Annotated in this window: 20 protein-coding genes; 6 read left to right on the top strand and 14 right to left on the bottom strand. The window is 70.1% G+C overall.

What is annotated here, in order from left to right:
* Nucleotides 1-50: 50 nt before the first annotated feature.
* Both OG407_RS17430 and OG407_RS17425 read right to left on the bottom strand, forming a co-directional pair.
* Entirely contained in the window at nucleotides 51-1,031 is a 981-nt protein-coding gene (locus OG407_RS17430; RefSeq protein ID WP_405859069.1) for an aldose epimerase family protein, read from the bottom strand.
* A 10-nt stretch (nucleotides 1,032-1,041) separates the two neighbouring features.
* Nucleotides 1,042-1,947, bottom strand: coding sequence for an SGNH/GDSL hydrolase family protein (locus OG407_RS17425; RefSeq protein ID WP_405859067.1), 906 nt, complete (start codon nucleotides 1,945-1,947; stop codon nucleotides 1,042-1,044).
* Between the two features lie 254 nt (nucleotides 1,948-2,201).
* Between OG407_RS17425 and OG407_RS17420 the strand changes: the two genes are divergently transcribed.
* On the top strand, nucleotides 2,202-2,696 hold the full coding sequence (locus tag OG407_RS17420; RefSeq protein ID WP_405859065.1) for a DUF3145 domain-containing protein: 495 nt from the start codon (nucleotides 2,202-2,204) through the stop codon (nucleotides 2,694-2,696).
* A 118-nt stretch (nucleotides 2,697-2,814) separates the two neighbouring features.
* On the opposite strand, the gene OG407_RS17415 is transcribed toward OG407_RS17420, so the two are convergent.
* The 5 genes from OG407_RS17415 to fasR all read right to left on the bottom strand — a co-directional run bounded on the left by OG407_RS17415 (nucleotide 2,815) and on the right by fasR (nucleotide 7,783).
* Nucleotides 2,815-4,086 (bottom strand): beta-ketoacyl-[acyl-carrier-protein] synthase family protein, encoded by a 1,272-nt coding sequence (locus OG407_RS17415; protein WP_405859063.1) that lies wholly within the window; start codon nucleotides 4,084-4,086, stop codon nucleotides 2,815-2,817.
* A gap of 115 nt (nucleotides 4,087-4,201) precedes the next feature.
* Nucleotides 4,202-4,450: an acyl carrier protein gene (locus OG407_RS17410; protein ID WP_403601295.1), complete on the bottom strand. Its 249-nt coding sequence runs from the start codon at nucleotides 4,448-4,450 to the stop codon at nucleotides 4,202-4,204.
* A 106-nt stretch (nucleotides 4,451-4,556) separates the two neighbouring features.
* The gene (locus tag OG407_RS17405) at nucleotides 4,557-5,552 is read right to left on the bottom strand and encodes a ketoacyl-ACP synthase III (RefSeq protein ID WP_403601292.1); all 996 of its coding nucleotides are present in this window, start codon (nucleotides 5,550-5,552) and stop codon (nucleotides 4,557-4,559) included.
* A gap of 18 nt (nucleotides 5,553-5,570) precedes the next feature.
* The gene (locus OG407_RS17400; RefSeq protein ID WP_405859060.1) at nucleotides 5,571-6,488 is read right to left on the bottom strand and encodes an ACP S-malonyltransferase; all 918 of its coding nucleotides are present in this window, start codon (nucleotides 6,486-6,488) and stop codon (nucleotides 5,571-5,573) included.
* A gap of 89 nt (nucleotides 6,489-6,577) precedes the next feature.
* Nucleotides 6,578-7,783 carry a fatty acid biosynthesis transcriptional regulator FasR gene (gene fasR, locus OG407_RS17395; RefSeq protein WP_403601287.1) on the bottom strand — a complete coding sequence of 402 codons (1,206 nt, stop codon included), beginning with the start codon at nucleotides 7,781-7,783 and terminating at the stop codon, nucleotides 6,578-6,580.
* 73 nt (nucleotides 7,784-7,856) lie between these two features.
* Here fasR and OG407_RS17390 point away from each other — a divergent pair, with 73 nt between their 5' ends.
* The gene (locus OG407_RS17390) at nucleotides 7,857-8,507 is read left to right on the top strand and encodes a pirin family protein (protein ID WP_405868454.1); all 651 of its coding nucleotides are present in this window, start codon (nucleotides 7,857-7,859) and stop codon (nucleotides 8,505-8,507) included.
* A 21-nt stretch (nucleotides 8,508-8,528) separates the two neighbouring features.
* On the opposite strand, the gene OG407_RS17385 is transcribed toward OG407_RS17390, so the two are convergent.
* Entirely contained in the window at nucleotides 8,529-9,359 is an 831-nt protein-coding gene (locus OG407_RS17385; protein WP_405859058.1) for a serine hydrolase domain-containing protein, read from the bottom strand.
* Between the two features lie 19 nt (nucleotides 9,360-9,378).
* The gene (locus OG407_RS17380) at nucleotides 9,379-9,846 is read right to left on the bottom strand and encodes a GNAT family N-acetyltransferase (RefSeq protein ID WP_405859056.1); all 468 of its coding nucleotides are present in this window, start codon (nucleotides 9,844-9,846) and stop codon (nucleotides 9,379-9,381) included.
* 97 nt (nucleotides 9,847-9,943) lie between these two features.
* Here OG407_RS17380 and OG407_RS17375 point away from each other — a divergent pair, with 97 nt between their 5' ends.
* Nucleotides 9,944-10,405, top strand: coding sequence for a MerR family transcriptional regulator (locus OG407_RS17375; RefSeq protein ID WP_403599103.1), 462 nt, complete (start codon nucleotides 9,944-9,946; stop codon nucleotides 10,403-10,405).
* Complete coding sequence (locus OG407_RS17370; protein ID WP_405859054.1) at nucleotides 10,402-11,421, top strand: aldo/keto reductase; 1,020 nt, start codon at nucleotides 10,402-10,404, stop codon at nucleotides 11,419-11,421. Before OG407_RS17375 ends, OG407_RS17370 begins: the two co-directional genes overlap by 4 nt.
* 105 nt (nucleotides 11,422-11,526) lie before the next feature.
* Here OG407_RS17370 and OG407_RS17365 read toward each other — a convergent pair whose 3' ends face one another.
* The 3 genes from OG407_RS17365 to OG407_RS17355 all read right to left on the bottom strand — a co-directional run bounded on the left by OG407_RS17365 (nucleotide 11,527) and on the right by OG407_RS17355 (nucleotide 14,395).
* Nucleotides 11,527-12,375 carry a DUF4429 domain-containing protein gene (locus tag OG407_RS17365; RefSeq protein ID WP_405859052.1) on the bottom strand — a complete coding sequence of 283 codons (849 nt, stop codon included), beginning with the start codon at nucleotides 12,373-12,375 and terminating at the stop codon, nucleotides 11,527-11,529.
* Nucleotides 12,376-12,433: 58 nt separating this feature from the next.
* Nucleotides 12,434-13,666: an alpha/beta hydrolase gene (locus OG407_RS17360; protein WP_405859051.1), complete on the bottom strand. Its 1,233-nt coding sequence runs from the start codon at nucleotides 13,664-13,666 to the stop codon at nucleotides 12,434-12,436.
* A 93-nt stretch (nucleotides 13,667-13,759) separates the two neighbouring features.
* The gene (locus tag OG407_RS17355) at nucleotides 13,760-14,395 is read right to left on the bottom strand and encodes a TetR family transcriptional regulator (RefSeq protein WP_405859049.1); all 636 of its coding nucleotides are present in this window, start codon (nucleotides 14,393-14,395) and stop codon (nucleotides 13,760-13,762) included.
* 104 nt (nucleotides 14,396-14,499) lie between these two features.
* Here OG407_RS17355 and OG407_RS17350 point away from each other — a divergent pair, with 104 nt between their 5' ends.
* Both OG407_RS17350 and OG407_RS17345 read left to right on the top strand, forming a co-directional pair.
* Nucleotides 14,500-16,146, top strand: coding sequence for an MFS transporter (locus tag OG407_RS17350; RefSeq protein WP_405859047.1), 1,647 nt, complete (start codon nucleotides 14,500-14,502; stop codon nucleotides 16,144-16,146).
* Between the two features lie 235 nt (nucleotides 16,147-16,381).
* Entirely contained in the window at nucleotides 16,382-16,669 is a 288-nt protein-coding gene (locus OG407_RS17345) for a DUF4190 domain-containing protein (protein WP_403599086.1), read from the top strand.
* Nucleotides 16,670-17,401: 732 nt separating this feature from the next.
* On the opposite strand, the gene OG407_RS17340 is transcribed toward OG407_RS17345, so the two are convergent.
* Both OG407_RS17340 and aceE read right to left on the bottom strand, forming a co-directional pair.
* On the bottom strand, nucleotides 17,402-18,274 hold the full coding sequence (locus OG407_RS17340) for a potassium channel family protein (RefSeq protein ID WP_405859045.1): 873 nt from the start codon (nucleotides 18,272-18,274) through the stop codon (nucleotides 17,402-17,404).
* Nucleotides 18,275-18,383: 109 nt separating this feature from the next.
* Nucleotides 18,384-21,131, bottom strand: a complete 2,748-nt coding sequence (gene aceE, locus OG407_RS17335) for a pyruvate dehydrogenase (acetyl-transferring), homodimeric type (protein WP_405859043.1) — start codon at nucleotides 21,129-21,131, stop codon at nucleotides 18,384-18,386.
* Between the last annotated feature and the right edge of the window lie 360 nt (nucleotides 21,132-21,491).

The raw sequence follows: 21,491 nt of genomic DNA, 5'->3' as shown, positions 1-21,491 counted from the left end.
CCCGGGACCTGACCCCTGGGCCGGGGCTCATCGCATCCCGGCCGGTCCGGTCAGCGGGCCGAGAAGCCGTACACCGTCTCCGAGCGGTAGGTCCGGCCAGGCCGCAGCTCCGTGCTCGGGAACTCCGGACGGTTCGGGGAGTCCGGGAAGTGCTGGGTCTCCAGGGCGATCCCGGCACCCGGGGCGAACGGGTCGGCCAGGTGCTCACCGGTGTAGAGCTGGATGCCGGGCTCGGTGGTCGCCACCGTCAGCACCCGCCCCGACGCCGGGTCGTACAGCTCGGCGATCTCCACGGCGGCCGGGGTCACACCCTTGTCCAGCACGAAGTTGTGGTCGTAGCCGGAGCCCACCTTCCGCGCCTCCCGGAAGTCGAAGCGCGTGCCCGCCACCTCGTCGAGCGCGCCGGTCGGGATCAGGTCGCCGTCGACCGGCGTGAACCGGGAAGCGGCGAGCCGGAGTTCATGACCACCCGCGCCGCCCGTGCTGCCCGCGCCGCTCAGGTCGAAGTAGCTGTGGTTCGTGAGGTTCACGACGGTCGGCGCGTCCGTCGTCGCCTCGTAGCCGAAGCGCAGCGCGCCCGACTCGTCCAGCGTGTACGTCGCGGTGACGACCAGCCGCCCCGGGAAGCCCTCCTCGCCGTGCGCGCTGACCCGGCTGAGCCGCAGCCCGTGCTCGACCGGCTCGACGTCCCACACGCGCTTGTCGAAGCCGCGCTCCCCGCCGTGCAGGGAGTTGGGCGCGTTGTTCTGCGCCAGCGAGTACGTGACGCCCTCCAGCGGGAAACGGCCGCCCGCGATCCGGTTCGCGTACCGCCCGACCAACGCCCCGAGATACGGCTCGGGATGGGCGAGATAGCCGTCCAGATCAGCGAACCCGAGCACCACGTCCGCCGCGTGCCCGTCCCGGTCCGGCACCTCGACCGACTGCACGATCCCGCCGTACGACAGCACCCGCACCCGCACGCCCGCCCGCTCCAACGTCCAGCGGTGGACCGGCGTGCCGTCGGGCAGGGTGCCGAAAAGTTCGCTCATGAGGGAAACCCTAGGTCACGGGTGTGCGCGCGGTGACGCGACGGTAGGCGATCTCGGCGAGCCGCGCCTGACCGTCCGTACTGGGGTGGAACCAGTCCCAGTGGCTCAACTGGTCCGTGCCGAACCGGAAGTCGTAGACCGCGCCCCCGTCGAACCGGCACCGCTCGTCCGTCGCGCACACCTGCTCAAGCACCTTGTTGTACGCCTCCACCCGGTCCAGCACGGTGTCGCGCCGCTCCGTCGCCGCCGAGTCCAGGGCATCCGCGTCGGCCAGCATCGAGGGGCAGATGCCCAGCTTCCAGATCTCCTTGCCCAGCGGGTTCGTCCGCCCCTGCGACCAGAGCCGCTTGAGATTCGGCACGCTCGCGACGTAGACCTGCGTCTTCGGCAGTGCCCGGCGCAACGTCTTCAGCGAGGTCTCGAACTCGGCGCGGAAGTCCGCGACGGAGGTCATCGCCGAGGTCGAGGCCCGGCAGGCGTCATTGGCCCCCGCCATCACGGTGACCAACTGCGGCTTGCGCGCGACCGCCTGAGCGATCTGCGCGGGCAGGTCGGCCATCCGCGCCCCGGTCTCCGCGTAGTTCCAACTGCGCTCCGCCGCGCCCGTCTTCCCCAGCAGCCGTACGGCGAGACTGTCGACCGCGGCCGAGCTGCCCGTCGCCCAGGACACCTCCGGGCAGTCCGACAGGACCGAACAGGCGTCGAAACCACGGGTGATGGAGTCACCGACCGCCGCGACCGAGGACGGGCTGCTGTCCCACACCGGGGCGGGGGAGGGCTTCGCCTTGGCCGCCGTACCGCTCTTGCTGTGCGCGCCGGCCGAGCCGCCTCCGCCGGAGTCGCAGCCGGCGGCTCCCAGGACGGCCGCCGCCACGACGGCGAGCGCGGCCCGTGAACGGTGACGTCGGATTCGCATGCCCTGGCCCAGCCCCTTGGTGTCGTGTCACATCTCAACCCATAACAACGCGCGAGGGTTCCCGAACGTGTGCGATGCAACGGCTCACCCCCGTACAAGCGTCCCCATGGGTGAATGGCGGCGTTTCCTGGCACCGGGAGGGACGGTACGTCACACTCCGCGTGCCGCCGCACGGTAGCCTCGCCCTCAACGTGGCTGCCCTGCCGCCGCCGTTCGCCAGTCTGCAAGATGCCCCGCTCTGTCCGGAGGTCCCGGTGACGACACGTGGAGTTCTGTACGTGCACTCCGCGCCGCGCGCGCTGTGCCCGCACGTCGAGTGGGCCGTCGCCGGGGTGCTCGGCACACGCGTCAGCCTCGACTGGATCCGGCAGCCCGCCGCCCCCGGAACCTGGCGCTCCGAGTTCTCCTGGAAGGCCGAGGCGGGCACGGCCTCCAAGCTCGCCTCCGCCCTGCGCGGCTGGCACCTCCTCCGCTTCGAGGTAACCGCCGAGCCCAACTCCACCGCCGAGGGCGAGCGCTACAGCTGCACCCCCGACCTGGGCATCTTCCACGCGGTAACCGGCATCCACGGCGACATCCTCATCCCGGAGGACCGTCTACGCGCGGCGCTGACGAGGTCTCAACAGGGCGAGACCGACTTGGAAGCGGAGATCGCCAAGCTCCTCGGCAAGCCCTGGGACGACGAGCTGGAGCCTTTCAGGTATGCGGGCGAAGGCGCCCCGGTCCGCTGGCTCCACCAGGTGGTGTGAGGCTTTTAGGGGCGCGGGGAACTGCGCGCCCAGCCCCCACCGACCGGTAGACGAAAAACAACGTGTGGCCCGCCCCCAAAAACCCAGGGGACGGGCCACACACCGTTCAGCAAAGATCTCAGACCGTCCGGAACGCCAACACCACGTTGTGCCCACCAAACCCGAACGAGTCGTTCAGAGCGGCAATCCGTCCCTCAACAGGCAGCTTCCGAGCCTCCCCGCGAACAACATCCGCGTTGGCCTCGGCCTCAGGGTCGAGGTTCTCGACATTGATGGTCGGCGGCGCGATCCGGTTGTACAGCGCGAGCACGGTCGCGACCGACTCAACGCCCCCCGCACCACCCAGCAGATGCCCGGTCATGGACTTCGTAGCCGAGACCGCCATGTGGTCGGCGTCGTCACCGAACACCTTGCGCAACGCCTTGAGTTCGGCCACGTCACCCGCCGGCGTGGACGTCGCGTGCGCGTTCACGTGCACGATCTCCGCCGCGTCGAGATCGGTGTTGTCCATCAGGTTCCGCAGGGCCTGCGAGATGCCACGCCCCTCCGGCTCCGGCTGCACGATGTCGTGGCCGTCGGCGGAGATACCCTGCCCGACCGCCTCGGCGTACACCCGGGCACCGCGCTTCGCGGCGTGCTCGGCGGACTCCAGGACGAGGACGCCCGCGCCCTCGCCGAGGACGAAGCCGTCGCGGCCGGTGTCGTAGGGACGCGAGGCGCCCTGCGGGTCGTCGTTGTTCTTGGACATCGCCATCATGTTGCCGAACGCGGCGATGGGGAGGGGGTGGATGGCCGCCTCCGTGCCACCCGCGACGACGACGTCGGCGCGGCCGGTGCGGATCATCTCGATGGCGTAGCCGATGGCCTCGGCGCCGGAGGCGCACGCGGAGACCGGCGTGTGCACGCCCGCGCGGGCGCCCACGAGCAGACCCACGTTGGCGGACGGGCCGTTCGGCATCAGCATGGGGACGGTGTGCGGGGAGACGCGGCGGACGCCCTTCTCCTTCAGCACGTCGTACTGGTCGAGCAGGGTCGTCACACCGCCGATGCCGGAGGCGATGACGGTGCCCAGACGGTCGGGGTCGACCGCCGGGTCCTCGCCGGCCCTGTCGGTGAAACCGGCGTCCGCCCAGGCCTCCTTGGCCGCGATCAGCGCGAACTGCGCCGAGCGGTCCAGTCGGCGGGCCTGCGGACGCGGGATGACCTCGGAGGGGTCCACGGCGGCCGGCGCGGCGATACGGACGGCCTGCTCGGCGGCCCACTCCTGCTCCAGGGGCTTCACGCCGGACTTGCCGGCGATCATGCCTTCCCAGGTCGAGGCTGCGTCGCCACCCAGCGGTGTGGTTGCGCCGATACCGGTGACGACCACGGTGCGATTGGTCGGGCTCACGGGAATTCTTTCTCCAACGGTACGAGGATTAAGCGGCGCCACCGCCGGGTGGCGGGGCCATGCAGCCGGGCCTATGGGGCGGCTCGGTCCTGGTGGTCCGGGCCTAAGTGGTGGCTCAGGCCTGGTTCTTGAGGATGTAGGCGGTCGCGTCGCCGACCGTCTTGAGGTTCTTGACGTCCTCGTCGGGGATCTTGACGTCGAAGCGCTCTTCGGCGGCGACGACGACCTCGACCATGGACAGCGAGTCGACGTCCAGGTCGTCGGTGAAGGACTTGTCCAGCTGGACGTCCTCAACCGGGATGCCGGCGATCTCGTTCACGATGTCGGCGAGACCGGCGACGATCTCTTCCTGAGTGGCGGCCATGTCAGGCGCTCCTTCTTTGTGATCCAGAGGGTGTGGCGGTGCCCGCCGCGGCAGCGGCAGGTGAGTACAGCCGTACCGGATCCGATGATGATCCGGCACGGAGTGCCTAGGGGAGGGTAACGACCGTCGCGGCGTACACGAGACCCGCCCCGAAGCCGATGACGAGCGCGGTGTCGCCGCTCTTGGCCTCGCCGGTCGCCAGAAGCCGCTCCATAGCGAGCGGAATCGAGGCGGCCGAGGTGTTGCCGGTGGTGCGTACGTCACGCGCGACCGTGACGTGCTCCGGCAGTTTCAGCGTCTTCACCATCGAGTCGATGATCCGCTCGTTGGCCTGGTGGGGAATGAAGACATCCAGCTCGTCCGGGGTGATCCCGGCCGCGTCCAGCGCCTGCTGGGCGACCTTCGCCATCTCGAACACGGCCCAGCGGAACACCGCCTGGCCCTCCTGCGTGATCGCAGGGAACTTGCCCGTGCTGTCGTACTCGGTCCACGGCACGGTCTGCTTGATGGTGTCGGACTTGTCGCCCTCCGAGCCCCACACGGTCGGACCGATCATCGGCTCCTTGGCGGGGCCGACCACGACCGCGCCCGCGCCGTCACCGAACAGGAAGGCCGTCGCGCGGTCCTCCAGGTCGGTCAGGTCGGACAGCCGCTCCACGCCGATGACGAGCACGTACTCGGCGCTGCCCTCGACGATCATGCCCTTGGCGAGGGTCAGGCCGTAGCCGAAGCCCGCGCAGCCCGCCGAGATGTCGAACGCGGCGGCCTTGTTCGTGCCCAGCTTGTCGGCGATCTCCGTCGCCACGGCCGGGGTCTGCTTGAAGTGCGAGACCGTGGACACGATCACGCCGCCGATCTGCTCGGCGGTGATCCCCGCGTCCGCGATCGCCTTGCCGGACGCCTCGATGGACATCGCGGCGACGGTCTCCTCGTCGTTCGCCCAGTGCCGGGTCTCGATGCCCGAACGGGAGCGGATCCACTCGTCGGACGAGTCGATCGTCTCCAGGATCACCTCGTTCGGGACGACACGGACCGGACGGTAACCGCCCACACCGAGGATGCGCGCGTACGGTGCGCCCTTGCTCGGCTTGATCTTCGACATGTTCGTACGGCTCCTTCTTCAGGCGTTGGCGTGCTCAGCGATGAGCTCGCGGGCCGCGTCGAGGTCGTCCGGGGTCTTCAGGGCCAGCGTCTTCACGCCGGGCAGGGCGCGCTTGGCGAGGCCGGTCAGGGTGCCGCCGGGGGACAGCTCCAGGAGCGCGGTGACGCCGAGCTCCTTGAAGGTCTCCATGCACAGGTCCCAGCGGACCGGGTTGGCGATCTGGCCGACCAGCCGCTCCAGCACCTCGGCACCGGTGGCGACGGCCTTGCCGTCCTTGTTCGAGACGTACGTGATCGTCGGGTCGCCGGGCGTCAGTTCCTGCGCGGCCTTGGCGAGCGTGTCGACCGCCGGGGCCATGTGCAGCGTGTGGAACGCGCCGGCCACCTTCAGCGCCACGACCCGCCGCACGCCCTCGGGCTTGTCGGCCTCCAGGGCGGCGAGCTGCTCCAGCGTGCCGGCGGCCACGATCTGGCCCGCGCCGTTCACGTTCGCCGGGGTCAGGCCCAGCTTCTCCAGGTGCGCGACCGTGGTGTCCGGGTCGCCGCCGAGCAGCGCGGACATCCCGGTCGCGGTGATCGCGGCGGCCTCGGCCATCGCCAGACCACGCTTGCGTACGAGGGTCAGGGCGGCCGTGTCGTCCAGGACACCCGCGAGGACGGCGGCGGTGATCTCGCCGACGCTGTGACCGGCGACGGCACCCGGTGTCACGTCACCGAGGGCGGCCGCGGAGACCAGTCCGGCGGCGACGAGCAGCGGCTGGGCGACGGCGGTGTCACGGATCTCGTCCGCGTCGGCGGCCGTGCCGTAGTGCACCAGGTCGAGGTCGGCGGCGGCCGAGAGGGCACGCAGACGGTCCTCGACACCGGGGAGGTCGAGCCAGGGGGTCAGGAAGCCGGGCGTCTGGGCGCCCTGGCCGGGAGCGACGAGTACGAGCACTCTCACACTCTCTCTTGGAGACGGGCACGGCCGCCCGTGGGGACAGGGACGAAGAACGGGAAGGGGTTTTGTGGAGCCCCGACAAAAGGCTAGTTCTGGGGATCTCCATCGGCCAGACGTCCCAGGATCAGCGCGATCCGCAGCGTGAACGCCGACCGTACATCCGACGGCGACCAGCCGGTGACGTCAGTCACACGTCGAAGCCGGTAGCGCACGGTGTTGGGATGGACGAACAGCATCCGGGCGGCACCTTCGAGGCTGCTCGCCTGCTCCAGATAGACACTGAGCGTCTCCAGGAGCGCGGACCCGGCCTCCTCCAGCGGTCTGTAGATCTCCTCCACCAACTGGTCCCGGGCGCCGGGGTCACCGGCCATCGCGCGTTCCGGGAGCAGGTCGTCCGCCAGGACCGGGCGCGGGGCGTCCTGCCAGGCGGAGCATGCCTTGAGCCCGGCGGCGGCGGCCTGCGCGGACCGGGTGGCGGCGAGCAGATCGGGCACGATGGGCCCGGCCACGACGGGTCCGGCCGCATAGGGCCCGATCAGCGACTTGGCCACGGCGAGCGGGTTGTCGCTCCCGCCGGCGATGACGACGAGCCGGTCCCCGAGCACCCCGGTGAGCACCTGGAGCTTGGCGTGCCGCGCGGCCCGCCGGATCGCCTCCACGGTCAGCTCACTGTCCCCGTCGGGCGCGGTACCGAGGACGACACACACATGCTCGGGCGAGTTCCAGCCAAGCGCGGCGGCCCGGCTGACGGCCCCCTCGTCGGCTTCGCCGCTCAGCACGGCGTTCACGACGAGGGACTCCAGCCGGGCGTCCCACGCGCCGCGCGCCTCGGCGGCCTGCGCGTACACCTGGGCGGTCGCGAAGGCGATCTCCCGGGCGTACACGAGAAGCGCCTCGCGCAGCACGGACTCGTCGCCGGGGGCGGCGACTTCGTCGATGGCGGACTCCATGACCTCGATGGTGGTGCGCACCATCTCGACGGTCTGGCGGAGGGTGATGGCGCGGGTCAGCTCACGGGGAGCGGTCCCGAACACATCGGTGGAGATGGCCTGCGGCGCGTCCGGGTGCCGGAACCACTCGGTGAACGCGGCGATACCGGCCTGCGCGACCAGCCCGATCCAGGAACGGTTCTCCGGTGGCATCGCCCGGTACCACGGCAGCGTCTCGTCCATGCGCGCGATGGCCTGGGCGGCGAGACTCCCGGACGACTGCTCCAGCCGCTTCAGAGTCGCCGGGTGCGAGTGGGCACGGGGCGCGGGGCCTGCGGGTCTGCTGGTTTCGGGTTCGGGCACGGAACAAGACTGCCTTATCCGGGCGACGGTATGCGGTGCCGGGTCTCGACCGAGGGCTACCGTGGTCCCCGTGATGGACGTACGGCGCTCCGTCGAGCGCTACCCAGGGGGTGACCCGCAGGCCGGGATCCAGTCCTGGCACGCCTTTTCCTTCGGGCCGCACTACGACCCCGACAACCTCCGGTTCGGCGCGGTCATCGCCTGCAACGAGGAGCGGCTCGCGCCCGGCGCAGGGTTCGACGAACACCCGCACAGCCACACGGAGATCATCACCTGGGTCGTGGAAGGGGAGTTGAGCCACCGGGACTCCACGGGGCACCTGACGCGGGTCCGTCCCGGCGACGTCCAGCGCCTCCGCTCGGCGGCCGGCGTCCGGCACGTCGAGCGCAACGATAGCGACTCGCCCCTGACCTTCGTGCAGATGTGGCTCGCTCCGCTGGAGCCGGGTGGCGAACCGTCGTACGAGATCGTCCACGGCATCGCCGACTCCACGCCGTACGCGGTGCCGGAGGCCGGCGCGATGCTGCACGTGCGCCGGCTCACGCCCGGTGAGCGCACGGCCGTACCGGACGCGGTGCATGTGTACGTCCATGTCGTGCGCGGCGAAGTGAGCCTGGGCGGGGAGAAGTTGGGGCCGGGGGACGCGGCGCGGATCACGGACGCGCGGGATCTGGTGGTGGAGGCGGCCACCTGGGCCGAGCTGCTGATGTGGGAGATGACCTAGCGCCCGGAGAGCCAACGCCCGTCAGTGCTCGGAGAGTTCGGCGAGCACCGCGTCCGTGAACGGCGGCCACGCCTCGACCGCCCACGGCCCGAACGCCCGGTCCGTCAGCGCCACGCAGCCCACGCCCGCCGCCGGGTCGATCCACAGGAACGTACCGGACTGCCCGAAGTGACCGAACGTGCGCGGAGAGGACGAACTCCCCGTCCAGTGCGGGGACTTGGAGTCGCGGATCTCGAAGCCGAGGCCCCAGTCGTTGGGGTTCTGGTGGCCGTAGCCGGGCAACACGCCCTTGGTGCCGGGGTACTGAACCGTCATCGCCTCGGCGACCGTACGGGGGTCGAGGAGCCGGGGGGACTGGACCTCGGCGGCGAACCGCAGGAGATCCTCGACCGTCGAAACGCCGTCCTTCGCCGGGGAGTTGGCGCCTTCCAGCGTGGTCGACGTCATGCCCAGGGGGTCCAGGACCGCCTGGTGCAGGTACTCCGCGAACGGGATCTCCGTCGTCTTCGCGAGGTGGTCGCCGAGCTGCTCGAAGCCCGCGTTCGAGTACAGGCGGCGCTGTCCGGGCGGGGCCGTCACACGGTGTTCGTCGAAGGCCAACCCCGAGGTGTGGGCGAGGAGATGGCGGACCGTGGAGCCGGGCGGGCCCGCCGGTTCGTCCAGCTCGATCGCGCCCTCCTCGTACGCGACGAGGGCCGCGTACGCCGCGAGCGGCTTGGTGACCGAGGCGAGCGGGAAGCGGTGGTCGACCGGGCCGTGGGTCCCGAGGACGGTCCCGTCGGTTCGTACGACGGCTGCCGCGGCGGTCGGTACCGGCCAGTTCTCGATCAGCGCGAGGCTCTGCAAGGACATGCCGTCGAGCCTAAGCGGTTCAGAGCACGAGCCCCATCATGGGGTCGGGCTTGCGGGTGAAGCCGAGGGAGGCGTAGAGCGGCTCGGCGTCGGGGGAGGCGGTGAGGAGGACCTGGCCGGCGCCGCGCTCGCGGAACCACTGGAGCAGCTCGTCCATGCACGCGCGGGCGTACCCCCGGCGCCGCGCGTCCGGATCGGTGGCGACACTGAAGACGAACCCGGCTTTCCCGTGCGGGTTCTCCGCCTTACCGATCCGGTAGTCGACGGTCCCGACCACGAGGGCCGCCAGCGACCCCGGCCGCTCGGGGTGATCGACGACGAAGGCACCGAAGTCCTCGTCCGAGGCGAGCCGCTCTCGCAGCGTCGGCAGGGACTCCGCGTGCCAGTCCGTGCCGGGGTCCGACCCGGGCAGCGCGTCGATCATCACCTGGCGCAGTCGCAGCAGTTCGGCGGCGTCGTCGGGGGCGGCCCGTCGTACGAGACTCATGTCCCGCACGCTATCCACCGCACCCCCGGCCCGTCCTGCCGATTTCTTACCGGTTCCGCTTGCTTCGAGTGCACTCCAAGGCCATAGCGTGGTGGTCATGACGGTGATGGAGACCACGGGTACCAGTACCGACAGCTGCGCGGGCCCGCCGCACGTTGAGCGGCGTCCCGACGGCGAGGACAGCTACACGATCAGCGAGGTCGTCGCCTTCACCGGCCTGACGGCACACACCCTGCGCTGGTACGAGCGCATCGGCCTGATGCCGCACATCGACCGCTCGCACACCGGCCAGCGCCGCTACAGCAACCGCGACCTCGACTGGCTCGACCTCGTCGGCAAGCTCCGCCTGACCGGGATGCCGGTCGCCGACATGGTCCGCTACGCCGAGCTGGTCCGCGAGGGCGACCACACCTACGGCGACCGCTTCGACCTGCTGGAGGCGACCCGCCGGGACGTCCTGGCCAGGATCGCCGAGCTGCACGACACCCTCGCCGTACTCGACCGGAAGATCGCCTTCTACGGCGAGGCCCACGTATACGAGAAGGAGAAAGCCGGATGACCGACACCCCGATCCCGACCGCACGACTCGGCGCGGCCGGCCCCGAGGTCGGCGTCCAGGGCCTCGGCTGCATGGGCATGAGCTTCGCCTACGGCCCCTCGGACGCGAAGCAGTCGCAGGCCGCCCTGGACCGCGCCTTCGACCTCGGCGTGACCCTGTACGACACGGCGGACGCGTACGGCGTCGGTGAGAACGAGCGGTTCCTGTCACCGTTCTTCAAGGCGCACCGCGACCAGCTCGTCATCGCCACCAAGTTCGCCCTGTCGTTCGCGCCCGGCGAGCCCACCCGCCGCGTCATCCGCAACGACCGCCCGTACATCCGCCAGGCGGTCGAGGCCAGCCTGCAGCGCCTCGGCATCGACGTCATCGACCTCTACTACATGCACCGCCGCGACCCGGCCGTCCCCATCGAGGACACCGTCGGCGCGATGGCGGAGCTGGTGGCCGAGGGCAAGGTGAAACACCTCGGCCTGAGCGAGATCACGGGCGCGGAACTGCGGGCCGCCCATGCCGTCCACCCGATCGCCGCCGTCCAGTCGGAGTGGTCCCTGTTCAGCCGCGACGTCGAGATCAGCCTGGTGGGCGCAGCCGCCGACCTGGGCGTGGCGGTCGTACCGTACTCACCCCTCGGCCGAGGCTTCCTCACCGGTTCCTTCTCGAACGCCGACCAGGACCTGACCGAGGGCGACTTCCGCCGCACGCAACCCCGCTTCACCGGCGAGAACGCGGCGGCCAACGGCGCGCTCCTGGACCCCGTGCGGACAGTTGCCGAGGCACACGGAGCCTCCCTGGGCCAGATCGCCCTGGCCTGGGTCCAACAGCGCGCCCAGGTCCACGGCCTCCCGGTCATCCCCATCCCGGGCACGACCAAGCCGGGCCGGGTGGAGGAGAACACGGCGGCGACCAGGATCATCCTCACGGATGACGAGCTGTCCCTCCTGGAGCCGATCGCGGGCAAGGTGGCGGGAGACCGCTACGCGGACATGTCGTTCGCGTCGACGAGCAGGGAGAACTAAATAGCGCCCTATAGGGGCGCGGGGCTGTGTCGATGTGCGGCTCCGCCGCGTGGGCGCGACCAGCCCCCACCGGCCCGCGGCCAAAGAAACTACGAGCAGCCCCCGCTACAACTCCGCCAACAACTCAGCCTTCTTCACGGCGAATTCCTCATCCGTCACGAGCCCCGACTGATGAAGCTCCCCCAGATGCCGAATCCGCTCGGCGATATCCCCAGGATCACGCCGAGCGACCGGCACCACCCCCACAGACCGTCCAGACCGCACCGCCGCAAGCACCGCCCCCGCGAACGGCAGAGACTCGTGCACAGGCCCATACCCGAGCCCGAACACCACAGCCGCCGGATCCTGATCGACGGGCAACAGCGACTCGGCCCCGCGCAACAGCCGTAGATGCCCCTCGAAGACCTCGGGTGACCGCCACTCGACCCCGCTCAGGTCGGCGACCGCGAAGCTCTGGTCGCCGGCCTTCCACTTCGCGGACGACGCCCCTGTCCAGAACCACCGGAACGCCACGGTCTTCCCGTCGAAGGACGCCTTCCCGTCGTACGCCTTGAACCGCAACGGCACCTCGGGCGCGGCCACGAGAAACCGCTCCGCGGGCTCGTCGTCCGGTTTCAGCCGCGCACGCAACTCGTCGGCGTAGTACTCGGCGAGCGTCTCGCGCTCGGCGGGCAGCACCAGCCGATAGGGATCGCAGCTCTCCTTCAGCTGGCCCGCCGCCGCGTCCATCAGCGGATCGGCACCCGCCCGGGGCTCCGCGCGGAGCACGACGGTGCCGCGCCGGCCGGGGGCGAGCGTCACCGCCTGGATCGCCTCGTAGGGGATCCGGCGTTCACCGAGCGCCTGAAATAGCTTGGGTGTTCGAATGCCGCGTTCGTAGCGGATGACCACGGAGTCGGACTCGAACTCCCAGGCGGCATGAAATCCGGCCAGTACGTCACCCATGCGGCTCATCGTAGGCGGCACATGCTCCTCCGTCCCATCCCCGCGCAGACCGCACTTCCTGCTGTTTCTACGCGCGTCCGGCGGCCGAGGCGCCGGACAAACCCTCTCGGCAGGTGTCACCTTCGTGCGCGCACGTCACCGAGTGGTACGCGCCAACTCCGATGTCGGCGAAGTTGGTGAGGCTGTCGGTGCCCGCGGCGAAGTAACCGGTGTGGCCCTCCGCGTCCTTCGCGGACAGCACGCGCGCGCCGAAGGCGTTCGACACCGGGTCCTCGCCGTGCCCGAGGCCGCCGAGCTCCATGTACGGCACGTCCTGGATCCAGTCGTCGGCGTCCCGCATCGCCCACACCCGCGCGAGCGTGTGCAGGTGGGAGGCCTTCGAGGTCCGCATGCCGGGGCTGCCGGCCACCGCGATGTCGGTCACCCGGGCCGGCAGCTCGTGCGCGGCGACCCCGCACACCACCGAGCCGTAGCTGTGGCAGAACAGGGCGACCTGGGAGGTCCCGGGCAGCGCCCGCACCAGCGCGTTCAGTCGTACGGCGCCTGCCTCGGCGCGTCCCGCGGTGGCCGAGTCGATGCCGAGGCCGCCGGGGGAGGTGTAGTCGGCCCAGGCGATGACCGCCGTACGCGTGCCGGTCGTGTCCGTCGCGGACTTCGCCGTGTTCTCGGCCGCGTACAGGTTCTGTGCCATGCCGACCGGTGCCGAGTAGTCCTTGCTCGTCTTCTGGAACGTGAGCAGGTCGGTGTCGACGCCGGGGACGATCACCGAGACGCGCTGCGCGGTGTCCAGGTCGCCGAAGACCTCGGCGATCCGGCCCGAACCCTCGGGGTCGAAGGCGAGGATGTGGCGGCCCTTGGTCGTCAGCGCCTCGAAGCGGTGCATGAGGCGGCCCGCCTCCTGCTGGCCCAGCGGCGTGAGGCGGTTGTCGTGCATGCGCTTCTTCTCGACCTCGCGCTGCTGGTCGAGGGCGATGTGATTGGCGCGGTAACGCAGCGTGACCGGGGCGCCGTTCATGTTGCCGACCGCGAGCGGGTAGCGGTGCGCGAGGCGCGTCCGCTGCTGCGCGGTGAGCGAGGCGAAGAAGCGGGCCAGCCGGGTCGGGGACGCGTCCGGGTCGGGCAGCTCGCGCCCGTCGATCCGGCCGTGCTCCCACGCGGAGAGCGAGCTCTGGAGCGCCGTTTTCCCTGGGTGGCTGCGGACCGCGGTCCAACCGGTGGTCGCCAGCATCACGAACACCACGGCCAGCGCGGCCAGTGCGCGCCAGGCGTTCAGCGTGGGGGAGGAGTCGAAGGAAGTCACTGGGAGGACACACTAGGAGAACGAGAGGGTCTCGCGTTAACCGAGTGACGGGGATCACGTTTCAGCGGTACGTGACGAGAAACTCAGTACGACTCACCTTGTGCGACTCGTGCGCCAGTTCCCGGCGAGCGCCGGTCCCACCCCGTCCAGATAGTCGGCGGTCAGCTCCCGCATCGCCTCGATGCTGAGGTCGTCGCCCGCGATCCACATCCGCTCCACCACCCGCATCACCCCGCTGAACACGGCCACCACGAGGCGCGGCCGGGGGTCCGTGTCCACCCCGAGGCCCTCGCGCTCGGCGACGATCTGCGCCAGCTCCTCCTCCAGTTCCTGCGAGCGCCGCAGATGCGCGGCGAGCAGCGCGGGCGTCGACTCGATCACGCGGTAGGTGCGCATGTGCAGGTCCAGCGGTACGACCTGCTGGATCGCCTCGTTGATGGTGTCCCAGCTCTCCAGGACGGCCCGGCGCAGCGCCTCCAGCGGGGCCTCGTGCGGCGGGCGGGCGCGGGCGGCCTCGACGAAGTGCGTCTCCGTGAGCCGGGCCACGAAGAACGCGGCCTCCTCCTTGCTCGCGAAGTAGCGGAAGAAGGTGCGCTGCGAGACGTCGACGGCCTCGGCGATCTCGTCGACCGTGGTCCGCTCGTAGCCCTTGGTCGTGAACAGCTCCAGGGCGGCGTGCAGCAGTGCGTCCCGGGTGCGGGCCTTCTTGCGCTCGCGCAACGTCTCCATGGGGCTCAGCTCCTGACGTGGTTCGGTCGCGGATCGCACAATGTCAGTCACCGGCAAGTGAATCTGTTTGTCAACTGTCAGAGGCTGACACTAGCATCGTCGGTATGACTAGCCAGACCACCATCAGCGCGACAGGACCGGGGGACAAGGCACCAGCCGCCCCGTCCGAGCCGACGCCGTCCACGGGGCTGCGCGGCCACCCGTGGTTCACCCTCATAACCGTCGCCGTCGGCGTCATGATGGTGGCCCTCGACGGCACCATCGTCGCCATCGCCAACCCGGCGATCCAGAAGGACCTCGGCGCCAGTTTCGCCGACGTCCAGTGGATCACGAACGGCTACTTCCTCGCCCTCGCGGTCTCCCTCATCACCGCGGGCAAGCTCGGTGACCGCTTCGGCCACCGCCAGACCTTCCTGATCGGCGTGTGCGGCTTCGCCCTCGCGTCCGGCGCGATCGGCCTCTCGCACAGCATCGCGTTCGTCGTCACGTTCCGCGTGCTCCAGGGTCTGTTCGGCGCGCTGCTGATGCCGGCCGCGCTCGGTCTGCTGCGGGCCACCTTCCCGGCCGAGAAGCTCAACATGGCGATCGGCCTGTGGGGCATGGTCATCGGCGCCTCCACCGCGGGCGGCCCGATCCTCGGCGGCGTGCTCGTCGAACACGTCAACTGGCAGTCGGTGTTCTTCATCAACGTGCCGGTCGGTGCCATCGCGCTGGTCCTCGGCCTGCTGATCCTCCGCGACCACCGCGCCGCCCTCGGGCGGAGCCCGGAAAATGGATACAGTGCGCCGCGCTCCTTCGACATCCTCGGCATCGTGCTGCTCTCCGGCGCGATGTTCTGCCTCGTGTGGGCCCTCATCAAGGCGCCGGCCTGGGGCTGGGGTTCCGGTACGACCTGGGCGTTCCTCGCCGTGTCGGTGCTGGGCTTCGCCCTGTTCGCCTACTGGGAGCAGCGCGTCGCGGAACCCCTCATCCCGCTGGGCCTGTTCCGCTCGGTCCCGCTGTCCGCGGGCGTGGTCCTGATGGTCCTGATGGCGATCGCCTTCATGGGCGGCCTGTTCTTCGTGACGTTCTATCTGCAGAACGTGCACGGTATGAGCCCGATCGGCGCCGGTCTCCACCTCCTCCCGCTCACCGGGATGATGATCGTCGGCTCCCCGCTCGCCGGCGCGGCGATCACCAAGCTCGGCCCGCGCATCCCGCTGGCGGGAGGCATGGCGGCGACCGCGATCGCGATGTACGGCATGTCCACCCTCACCTCGGACACCGGCAGCGCCGTCATGTCGATCTGGTTCGCCCTGCTGGGCCTCGGCCTCGCCCCGGTGATGGTCGGCGCGACCGAGGTCATCGTGGGCAACGCGCCGATGGAGCTCTCCGGCGTCGCCGGCGGTCTCCAGCAGGCCGCGATGCAGATCGGCGGCAGCCTCGGTACGGCCGTCCTCGGCGCGGTGATGGCCTCCCGTGTCGACAACGACCTCGCCGGCAACTGGGCCGACGCGGGCCTGCCCAAGCTCACCCGGCCCCAACTCGACGCGGCAGCCGAGGCGGTCCAGGTCGGCGTGGCCCCGATCGCCCCGAACACCCCGGAGACGGTCGCCGCGAAGATCACGCAGGTCGCCCACGACACCTTCATCTCCGGCATGAGCCTGGCCTGCCTCGTCGCGGCCGGCGTAGCGGTGATCGCGGTGTTCGTGGCGCTCCTGACCAAGCGCGGCGAGAACGCGGAGGCGGGCGCGGGGGCGGCGCACATCTGACCCTGATTCAGGCCGAGTTCGCCTATCAGGGTGACTCCGCTAAAGATTCCTGGCGTCCGGTACGCGCCGCAGGTCACAGTAAGTCAAGTCCTCCGCAGGGCAGGGGGGACGGGTTGGTCTGCGGCGCGCTGCCGGAGGGGGGCAGCGCGCAAGCAGGCTTTTTTTGCGTGTACGCGGGTATCCGGTCACCGTAGGAGTACGGGCCGAACGGGCTTGAACGCCCAGGGAGTTGACGATGACAGGCTTCGGCAACGGAACGCGCAGGACCCCCCGCTCGCCTGGCCGTATGGGGTCAGGGACCGGGCCGGACCGCGCGACGCTCGCCATCGTCGGACTGGTCTGCGCGATCGCGGGCTTCTTCACCGCGGGGAACCTGGGGATCGTCCTCGGCCCGATCGCCGTTGTGTGCGGTTGGCTGGCCATGGGCCGCAGGTGGACGGGCTCCCGCCGGGTGATGGCGTTGGTGGCCCTGGTGCTGGGTGCGATCGACACGGTGGCGGCGGTCATGTGGACGTTCTTCTGAGCGGCGGTCGAGTGACCTGCTGCTGAGCGGAGAACGAGCGGATGTTCCTCTGGGCCGAGGCCGAGCGGTCGTTGCGTTGGGCCGAGGCCGAGGGGACCTTCTCTTGGGTCACGGTTGAACGGGCGTCGCTCTGGGGTGAGATCGCGGGGCCGTGGTTCTGGGCCGAGGTTGAGCGGATCTTCCCCTGAGCGGTGGCTGAGCGGACGTTGCTCCGAGCCGAAGCCGAGCGGCCGTTCCTCTGAGCCGGGGCCGAACGTACCTTCTCCTGAGCCACAGTTGACCACCCGTTCCCCCGAACCGCGCCCGAACGGCGACCTCCTGCAACCGCGGCCAACGGAACAACCCGTCCCCGACCGGTAACGGAACCCCCACCACCGACGCACCGGACAAGGCGCCACCGCCTCCGCCCCGGAGAGGACTCCCGCGCCGCCTCCGACGGGACTCCCGCGCCGCCCCGGAGGGAACCGCTTCCGCCGCCCCGGAGAGGGGACTCCCGCGCCGCCCCGGACAGGTCCTTCACCGTCCGCCCCGGAGAGGGCTACCGCCCCGCCCCGGAGGGAACCGCTTCCGCCGCCCCGGAGAGGGGACTCCCGCGCCGCCCCGGACAGGTCCTTCACCGTCCGCCCCGGAGAGGGCTACCGCCCCGCCCCGGAGGGAACCGCTTCCGCCGCCCCGGAGAGGGGACTCCCGCGCCGCCCCGGACAGGTCCTTCACCGTCCGCCCCGGAGAGGGCTACCGCCCCGCCCCGGAGGGAACCGCCTCCGCCGACCCGGAGGAATCCACCCCCGACGCCCCAGACGGGTCCGCCACCCCTGCCCCGGAGCCGGCCACCACCCCCACCCCGGAGACCCCCGTCACCCTCGCCCCAGAGACATCCACCCGCACCCCCGCCAGCGCCGCCACCTCCGCCCGCAACCCCCGCACCTCCTCCGCCAGCGCCTCGATCGCCAGCGTCTGCCGCCGCTCCTCCACGTCGTCCTTCTCGAAGCGGGCGATGAACCACGTGGCGATGTTCGCGGTGACGACGCCGAGGAGGGCGATGCCGGAGAGCATCAGGCCGACGGCGATCATGCGGCCCAGGCCGGTGGTGGGGGCGTGGTCGCCGTAGCCCACGGTCGTCATCGTGGTGAAGGACCACCAGACGGCGTCACCCAGCGTCCGGATGTTCCCGTGGGGCGAGTCCCGTTCCACGGACAGCACCGCGAGCGAACCGAACATCAACAGTCCGATGACCGCGCCGGCGACATACGTCGTGAGCTGGATCTGCGAGGCCATCCGGGCGCGCCGCCCGACGAGTATCAGCGTCGACACCATGCGCAGCAGCCGTAGCGGCTGAAGTATCGGCAGCACCACCGCGCACAGGTCCATCCAGTGGGTGCGTACGAACCGCCGCCGGTCCCGCGACATCGCGAGCCGCATCAGATAGTCGACGGCGAACGCCGCCCAGACCACCCACTCGACCCCCGTACACACCGCCGTCAGCGAATGACCGGCGGTGGTGTCCACGATCGGCACGGCATAGGCCACGGCAAACCCCACCGCGAGCGCCAACAGAGGCCGCTGAGTGCGCTGCTCCCAACGAGCTTGTGCCGATGGTTCGTTCATGACGGCATGTTAGGGCGGCGGGGGTGGGCTGATGGGCCGCCCCGAAGGGCCGCCCTTTAGGGGCGCGGGGAACTGCGCGACCAGCCCCCACGCACCCGCAGGCAAGAAACTACGCATCCCCTCCGGCAACACCCGGGTCAGCCGAGGAGACATCCAGCAACTGGTACCGATCGATCGCCTGCTTCAGCACCGACCGGTCGACCTTCCCCTCCCGGGCCAGCTCCGTCAGCACGGCCACCACGATCGACTGCGCGTCGATGTGGAAGAACCGCCGAGCCGCCCCGCGCGTGTCCGCGAACCCGAACCCGTCCGCCCCCAGGGACTGGTACGTCCCCGGCACCCACCGCGAGATCTGGTCGGGAACCGATCGCATCCAGTCGGAAACGGCCACGAACGGCCCCTCCGCCCCGCTCAACTTCCGCGTGACATAAGGAACCCGCTGCTCCTCCTCGGGATGCAGCAGGTTGTGCCGCTCGACCTCGACCGCCTCGCGCCGCAGTTCGTTCCACGAGGTCGCGGACCAGACGTCGGCCCGAACGTTCCAGTCCTCGGCGAGGATCCGCTGCGCCTCAAGCGCCCACGGCACGGCCACCCCGGACGCCATGATCTGCGCCGGAACCGTCCCCGAAGCCCCCTGACTGATGCGGTGGACGCCCTTGAGGATGCCCTCCACGTCGACGTCCGCGGGCTCCGCCGGGTGCTGGATCGGCTCGTTGTAGACGGTGAGGTAGTAGAAGACGTCCTCGCCGTGCGGGTGTTCCGCGTCCGAGCCGTACATCCGCCGCAGCCCGTCCTGCACGATGTACGCGATCTCGTACGAGTACGCCGGGTCGTAGGCGACACACCCCGGGTTGGTCGACGCCAGCAACTGCGAGTGGCCGTCCGCGTGTTGCAGCCCCTCGCCGGTCAGAGTCGTACGCCCCGCGGTCGCGCCCAGCACGAAACCGCGCGCCAACTGGTCGGCCATCTGCCAGAACTGGTCACCGGTGCGCTGGAAACCGAACATCGAGTAGAAGACGTAGACCGGGATGAGCGGCTCGCCGTGCGTCGCGTACGCCGAACCCGCCGCGATCAGCGAGGCCGTGCAGCCCGCCTCGGAGATGCCGTCGTGCAGCATCTGGCCGGTCGGCGACTCCTTGTAGGCGAGCAGGAGTTCGCGGTCGACCGACTCGTACTGCTGGCCCAGCGGGTTGTAGATCTTCGCGCTCGGGAAGAACGAGTCCATGCCGAACGTGCGGTACTCGTCCGGCGCGATCAGCACGAACCGCCGGCCGATCTCCTTGTCCCGCATGAGGTCCTTGAGCAGTCGTACGAACGCCATGGTGGTGGCGATCGACTGCTGGCCCGAACCCTTCTTCACACTCGCGTACGTCTTGTCCTCGGGCAGCGCCAGCGGCTTCGAGCGGACGACGCGTGTCGGGACGTAGCCGCCCAGCGCGTTGCGCCGGTCGTGCATGTACTGGATCTCCTCCGAGTTCCGGCCCGGGTGGAAGTACGGCGGCGCGCCGGACTCCAGCTCCTGGTCGGTGATCGGCAGGTGCAGCCGGTCGCGGAAGCCCTTGAGGTCGGCGACCGTCAGCTTCTTCATCTGGTGCGTGGCGTTGCGGCCCTCGAAGTTGGGGCCCAGCGTCCAGCCCTTGACCGTCTGGGCGAGGACGACGGTCGGCTGGCCCTTGTGCTCCTTGGCCGCCTCGAAGGCCGCGAACACCTTCTGGTGGTCGTGTCCGCCGCGCCCCAGGTGCAGGATCTGGTCGTCGGTCATGTTCTCGACCATCGCGCGCAGCCGGTGGTCGTGCCCGAAGAAGTGCTCGCGGATGTACGCGCCGGTCTCCGTGGCGTACGTCTGGAACTGGCCGTCCGGCGTGGTGTTGAGCTGGTTGACCAGCACGCCGTCGCGGTCCTGGGCGAGCAGCGGGTCCCAGGTGCGGTCCCAGACCAGCTTGATGACGTTCCAGCCGGCGCCCCGGAACTGCGACTCCAGCTCCTGGATGATCTTGCCGTTGCCGCGCACCGGGCCGTCGAGCCGCTGGAGGTTGCAGTTGACGACGAAGGTCAGGTTGTCGAGGCCCTCGCGCGCCGCGATCGACAGCTGGCCGAGCGACTCCGGCTCGTCCATCTCGCCGTCGCCGAGGAACGCCCACACATGCGACTTCGACGTGTCCGCGATCCCGCGCGCCGCCATGTAGCGGTTCATCCGCGCCTGGAAGATCGCGCCGAGCGGGCCCAGGCCCATCGACACGGTCGGGAACTCCCAGAAGTCCGGCATCGACCGCGGGTGCGGGTACGAGGACAGCCCGTACGGTGCCTTCGACTTCTCCTGGCGGAACGCGTCCAGCTGCTGCTCGCTGAGCCGGTCCAGGAGGAACGCGCGGGCGTAGATGCCCGGCGAGGCGTGCCCCTGGAAGAAGATCTGGTCGCCGCCGTCGCCCTGGTCCTTGCCCCGGAAGAAGTGGTTGAAGCCCACGTCGTAGAGCGAGGCGGAGGAGGCGAACGTGGCGATGTGGCCGCCGACGCCGATGCCCGGCCGCTGGGCCCGGGACACCATCACCGCGGCGTTCCAGCGGGTCGCGTTCAGGATCTTGCGCTCGATCTCCTCGTTGCCGGGGAAGAACGGCTCGTCCTTGGTGGCGATGGTGTTGACGTAGTCCGTGCTGCGCATCTCGGGCACGGCCACGCGCTTCTCGCGGGCCCGCTCGATCAGCCGGAGCATCAGATAGCGGGCCCGCTCGCGGCCACGCTGGTCCACGGCGGCGTCGAGCGAGTCGAGCCACTCCTGGGTCTCTTCGGGATCGAAGTCAGGAACCTGACTCGGAAGGCCGCCAATGATGATCGGATTGCGATCGGATCCGGAAGCCACGCTGTTCCTTACCTGTCAGAGGGAGCTGTGTGAGGGGGCTGTCTGAGGCCGATGGGGGGCCGATGGGGGCTTAATGAGGCTTATCGGCGCTGGATTTCCATGGTTCTGCACCGTTCCCCATGGTCTACCGCAGGAGGGCAATCGTCATCTCTACCGTGAGGTAACCGTGACTCGTTTAGCAAAGTCATTCGAGTCGCGTACCCTCGGAGGGTTCTCAAACGTGCAAACCGGGCAGAACGCTGTGGTGTACGTCACCGGCGGCCGCGATAGCGTGCCTGGAGTTGCGGCGACACGGCCAGGATCGTCACCGTTTCGGCGTTCCGAATCGCCGGGTACTTGCGCGATCCGGCCCGTCCGTGT

Origin of the sequence: Streptomyces sp. NBC_01515, from assembly GCF_045040345.1 — a bacterium.
Lineage (GTDB): Bacteria > Actinomycetota > Actinomycetes > Streptomycetales > Streptomycetaceae > Streptomyces.
The sequence above is the reverse complement of the archived record's forward strand: the minus strand, read 5'-3'. Positions and strand labels throughout refer to the sequence as shown.